We start from the raw sequence: 5,466 nt of genomic DNA, 5'->3' as shown, positions 1-5,466 counted from the left end.
GGCGCGAAGGTGATCCGGCGGCGAAAGTAGGTGCCGGCCTCGGAGCGAAGGAAGGAGAAGTCCCGTCCCATCGTGCGCTCGTCGAAATGCACCCGGGCAAGATGTCCGGCAACATGCCCCATGTAGTATCGCCCCAGCGGCCCGGCCGGGCCGCCGAGAAAGGCCGGATGCTCGGTTTGGACGCGCAGCAAGAGCCGTGCCGCCTCGATGCCGCCGCAGGCCAGTACGAACGCAGGCGCGCGAACGACAGTCGTTTGGTCGCCGGATCGCACTTCGACAGCGGTGATCTCGCCGCTCCCGGCGTCGAGGTGCAGCCGGGTGGCAGTGCTTCCGAGACAGGTCCACAGGTAGGGCGACGCCTCGAGCTCGGCTCGGTGCCGCTTCCCCATGTCCGGCTGGGCGGCAAATCTGATGACGCCGCCGCGGTGAAGCCGGCTTCCGGGCGGATCTTCGCCCAGGTCGAATTCAGGTCCACCGCAGCCGAAATAGTCGCAGGCCTGCGCGTGGTACCTCGCAACATCGGCGATCGACACCGGCGCCCCGGACAGCGGCACGTAGGGCCGCGACCGGAAGTCGATCGGATCGTAGGGCGTGCAGCCCGCCCCCCAAACGCGCGAGGTGCCGCCGAGTCCGCGCCGACTGAAATCGCTCGGCCGCGCATGGCTGCGCGGATCGGCCAGTTCGGTCTCGAAAAGCTCCGAGGCCGAGAAATCAGGCTCTTCACCACCGGACTCGAGCAGCAGCACGCGACGGAAGTTCCGCGCCAGCGACAGCCCGAGGGCGAGGCCCACGGGGCCCGCGCCGATGACGCAGACGTCGAACATGTCGACCGCAGCAAGGAGCGTCAGCGTACTGAGGATCACCGGCCGCTGCCCAGGTTGCTGCCGCACCGGCCGCGCCGCGACCCCAGGCCCCTGCCGGAGTGGCGGATCAGGCGCGCCAGCCGCGAGCAGCGCGAGAATCCGGCTTCTCCCACGCTTCGGCTCGGTTCGGGCGAGCGCGGACACCTCCCATAACCATCGGTCGCGGGGTAGCTCATTGCCTCGGCCCTGCCCTTCCAGCGCTGGGAACACCCGGGGCAATATACGAAAATCAGGCTGGCGCACTACACATACACTATTGGTAGGCCGGAGCCGAATTGGGAGTTCGCCCTGGCGCCCTCGCGGCGCCGCGACGCCCCGCCCCGCGGTGCCACGACCGGCCCTGCGCCCCTGCGCGCTCGTCCCTGCCGACGATGGCGACACGGATGGCCAGAGCTTGCTGACCTGCCCATCGGTGGCTGCATGCGCCGCGGAACGTGGATGTGAAGCGAGGGGGGATGCAGGGTCAGCCAAGGTGATGGCGCAGACATCCATCCTGCTTTTGGAGGGTGCGGGGGTGCGGGTTGATCAATTGGTCAGATCGACAGACGAGTGCATCCTCCTGCTACATCGCTGCGTCCGGTGGTCTCACTTGCGGGTTGCTCATGGATGGTTTCGAGATTGTGGCGATGGCGACTGGTCCGCGCCATCATGTCGAGATCTTTCAGGACTACTACGAGCGGCTCGGGGCTGACCGGGTGCGGGTCTTCTACGACGGTGCGGTCGATCTCGTGCGGGGCTGCGACCCGGCGGTGGTCATCGGGTGCGACCGCGCCTTCTGGCGCGGGGTGGCGGGGCAGCGGCCTGCCGTCGTGGAGGACCGGCAGCGGGCGGTCTACCACCATGCGTATGCCACGGCCTCCTCGGACTGGGTGGTCTTTGTCGACATAGACGAGTTTGTCTTCGGGAAGCCGTCGATGGCGGAGGTCCTCACGCGGGCGGGCCGGGAGGTGGACAGCATCCGCTTCGAATCGGCGGAAGCGGTCTACAGCCAGGCGGCGACGGGGCGAGTGGAGTATGGAGCGGCGTACTTTCGGCGTCCGTGCTCGCGCGCCATGTCCGTCGTTCTGCCGCATCTCCTGTATCCGGGAGTCGGGCACCTCTTCATCCGCGGCCTGCTCGGCCACTCGCGCGGCAAGCATGCGGTTCGCGCCGGCCTCGACGGCGTGAGCGTCGGGCTGCACGACTCGCGGCGGCACGATGTGCCGATGACGGAGGTCAACGCGTCGACGCTGCCGGCCGGCGAACGGCTGCTGCTGGCGCACTACGACGCGATCAGCCTGGAGCAGTGGTGCGAGAAATGGCAGCGGCGGCTCGCGTGCGATGACACCAAGGAAATGGGACGGAAGCGCGAGTGGCAAATGGCGCTGTTCAGGAAGCACCATATGCGGGACCGGGAGGAGCAGCTCTTTCGCCGTCTCTACTTCGTCGGGGACTGGCAGCTCAGGTTCCTGCGGCTGCTCGGTCTCGTGATCGAGGAGGGGCCGGACATCCGCGCGCGCCTCGATGATTCGAGGGACCGAGCCGCGCATGAACCAGGTCTCGCGAGACGGGGTCAGGCGGTCGGGGGGCGGAGAGTGTGACGGGGTGCTGCGAACCAGTCCCCTACAAAGCGCCGCCATCGCCCGTTCTGTTTGTCGCGTCTGGTCGCGTCACAGGTGCAGCATTGCCTGAAAGACGTAGTGGTGACTGCACGCCTCCCGACTATGCTCGTACCGTCACGCGGTTGGTCGGGCGGTTAAAGAGTAACGAGGGATTCCCTATGATGTCGCATGTACTGGCTGAAGGCAGCGTCAGCCGTCCGAAGGCCGGGCAGGTTTGACGCGTTCGCGGCAAAGCCCGGGTCCGGCGGCTCTCGTCGGAGGTCGGAGGTATCGCGAAGGGGCGCCAAGGTCGCAACCAGATACGCCCCGGACGACGCCTCGTCGCTCCGCTGGTCCCTTGGCGATCGGACTGCCGGTCGCCGGGTGCATCCGCCGTCGGCGGTGTGTCAGAGGCTGAGCCATGCTGGAGCGTAACCCCAACGTCGTGAGGCCGGACCTGCGGCCGGCGCGCGCGCCGGCCGTGGCCGACGATGGCGGCATCAGCCGCGCCGAGCTGATGGCCTTCGCGCGCCGCCACCTCCTGGCGATTGCCGCCTGCACGGGCCTCGGCATCGTCTTCGCCGGGCTGCACGTCGCGTCGCAACAGCCGACCTTCACCGCCTACACCCAGATCCTGATCGATCTGAAGGCACCGGCGCTGCTCGACACGAAGGGCAGCGAGGTCGAGACCTCGCTCGACACCGCCGAGGTGGAGAGCCAGATGACCGTGCTGCGATCGGAGATGATCGCTACGATGGTGATCGACGAGCTCGGCCTGATCGACGATCCGGAGTTCCAGGACAAGAAGCCCTCCCGGCTGGGAATGTTGGTCAACACGGCCGCCGATCTCGCGCTCGCCACCGGCCTCTTCGAGGTCGAGACGGTCGAGGAGTGGCGCGCAAGCATGCACGCGCGCACCGCCGACGAAAAGGCGGCGGCCGAAGGCGAGGCTCCGGCTCCGGCGGCTGCGGCCGACGCGGCGACGGCGGCTGTCGCAGACGCCGAGGGTGACCCCCATGCGGCCGCGCAGGCCAATGCGCGGCGGGTGACGCTCGCGATCTTCCAGAGCAAGCTCGGCGTGAACCGCGTCAGCGTCTCCTACGTGATCGAGATCTCCTTCAATTCCCGCGACCCCGAGAAGGCGGCGCGAATCGCCAACGCCACCGCCGATGCGTATGTCCGCGAGCAACTCCTGTCGAAGATCGCCGCGATGGAGCAGGGCAACGAGTGGCTCGAGGCGCGGCTGAACGAGCTCCGGCGCAAGCTGAACGCCGCCACTCAGGCGGCGCAGGCGTTCCGCGCGCGCCACGACTACCGCATCCCCGACGCGACCCCGAGCGGCCGGGCGGCGATCACCGGCGAGACCGACAGCGACGAATTCGAGGCCCCGACCCTCGAGGAGCTCGAGGCGACCGCCGACACCTACCGCAAGCTCTACGGAAGCGTGCTCGAGGCATTCACCTCGTCCATGCAGCACAAGTCCTATCCGTACTCGTTGGTCCGTGTGATCACCCCGGCGTCGCCGCCGTTCCACAAGGCCTCGCCGCGGACGAAGATCACGCTGGTCTTCGGCGCGCTGGCGGGGATGCTTCTCGGCATCGGGATCGCCGTCGCCCGGCAGAGCCTCGACAGCTCGATCCGTGCCGGCCGGCAGATTCGCTCCGACGTCGGCACCGACTGCCTGGTGGAGGTGCCGCGGATCCGCTTCTGGCCCAACGAGCAGCGCGGCCTGACCAATGTCTGCATCAATCCGCGCTCGCCGTTCGCGGATGCGGTCGGCCGCCTCAAGACGGCGATCCGGATCAACGCGAAGGCCGACGGCAGCATCGCCGTCGGCATCACGTCGGCGCTGCGCGGCGAGGGCAAGAGCGTGATCGCCAGCAACCTCGGCCTCGCCTGCGTCGGCGCGGGCTACCGCACCCTGGTCGTCGACGGTGACCCGTTGCGCTCGACCCTCAGCACGTCGCTCGGCCTGCCGTCGGAGGCCGAAGCCCTGGCCGGGCCGGTCCGGCCCGATCCCGGCGCCGGCTGGCCGGTGCAGGGCGAGCACTGGTTCGACCTGATCCCGGCCCGCTTCGGCCAGAATCCGGGCGAATGGGCGCGCGCCTCGGCCCTGCCCGGCTCGTGGCGGGACTTCCAGCCGGGCTACGAGGTGGTGATCGTCGACCTTCCGCCGATCGAGCAGGCGATCGACGTGCTGCCGGCCCTGCCGACGCTCGACTTCCTCATCCTGCTCGCCGAGTGGGGCTCGACGCCGATCGATGTGGTCGCCGAGGCTGTGCGGATGGCGGATGTCATCGGCACCCCGCTGCTCGGCGTGGTGCTGACCAAGGTGCCCGGCGGCGGCCAGCACCGGAGATCGATGGCGAACCGGGTGGGTGGCCATCCAATCCGATGATCGGCCTACACCTTTTGCGACCCTTGTTCCCTCCTCTCTCCCCGCGAGGATGGACGCAGCCCCGGGGGGTCCGCGTGGTTTCCGCCCGCCCGACGAGCCTCGGGGCGCTTGGAGGCGAGAGGAAATGTCAGAGCGGGTCATGGCCGAGATGCCTCCCTTGCTGGCCGAGGTGCCCTCGCAGGGCATGGCGCGCGGCCGCAACGACCTGCTCTCGGCGGTACGCGGCGATGCGCCCGGCGGCGGCGGCGCCGGCGTCGCCTCGCAGCGGCGGCCCCTCGGCGGTCCGCTGAAGCGCGGCGTCGATCTCGTGGTTGCCGCGGCCTCGCTGATCCTCTTCCTGCCGATCGTGCTGATGATCACCCTGCTGATCCTGCTGACGATGGGGCGGCCGGTGCTCTTCGCGCACCCGCGCGTCGGCTTCCAGCGAACGCCCTTCCTCTGTCACAAGTTCCGCTCGATGGTCCGCGACTCCGAGCGGGTGCTGCAGCGCCATCTGGCCGAGAACCCCGAAGCCGCGCGCGAGTGGAACGAGACGCAGAAGCTGCGCAACGATCCCCGCGTCACCTTCGTCGGGCGGATGCTGCGCAAGTCGAGCCTGGACGAGCTGCCCCAGCTGATAAACGTG

At 68.9% G+C, this 5,466-nt stretch carries 4 protein-coding genes; 3 read left to right on the top strand and 1 reads right to left on the bottom strand.

Features of this window, described 5'->3' with window-relative positions; all coding sequences use genetic code 11:
• The coding region (locus Q0112_RS19110) for a hypothetical protein (protein ID WP_297977682.1) at positions 1-863 on the bottom strand (863 nt) is incomplete at its 3' end.
• 602 nt (positions 864-1,465) lie between these two features.
• On the opposite strand from Q0112_RS19110, the gene Q0112_RS19105 reads away from it, so the two are divergent.
• From Q0112_RS19105 to Q0112_RS19095, 3 genes are all read left to right on the top strand, one after another.
• On the top strand, positions 1,466-2,443 hold the full coding sequence (locus Q0112_RS19105; protein WP_297977681.1) for a glycosyltransferase family 2 protein: 978 nt from the start codon (positions 1,466-1,468) through the stop codon (positions 2,441-2,443).
• Between the two features lie 421 nt (positions 2,444-2,864).
• A complete protein-coding gene (locus Q0112_RS19100) occupies positions 2,865-4,841 on the top strand; it encodes a hypothetical protein (protein WP_297977680.1) in 1,977 nt (658 codons plus the stop codon).
• A 124-nt stretch (positions 4,842-4,965) separates the two neighbouring features.
• On the top strand, positions 4,966-5,466 hold a 501-nt coding region (locus tag Q0112_RS19095; RefSeq protein ID WP_297977679.1), incomplete at its 3' end, for a sugar transferase.

Origin of the sequence: uncultured Amaricoccus sp. (assembly GCF_937858865.1) — a bacterium.
Lineage (GTDB): Bacteria > Pseudomonadota > Alphaproteobacteria > Rhodobacterales > Rhodobacteraceae > Amaricoccus.
The sequence above is the reverse complement of the archived record's forward strand: the minus strand, read 5'-3'. Positions and strand labels throughout refer to the sequence as shown.

Excerpts from the sequence above, each read along its gene's own strand:
- Q0112_RS19100 (WP_297977680.1), top strand. The coding sequence starts at position 2,865 with ATGCTGGAGCGTAACCCCAACGTCGTGAGGCCGGACCTGCGGCCGGCG.
- Q0112_RS19105 (WP_297977681.1), top strand. The coding sequence starts at position 1,466 with ATGGATGGTTTCGAGATTGTGGCGATGGCGACTGGTCCGCGCCATCAT.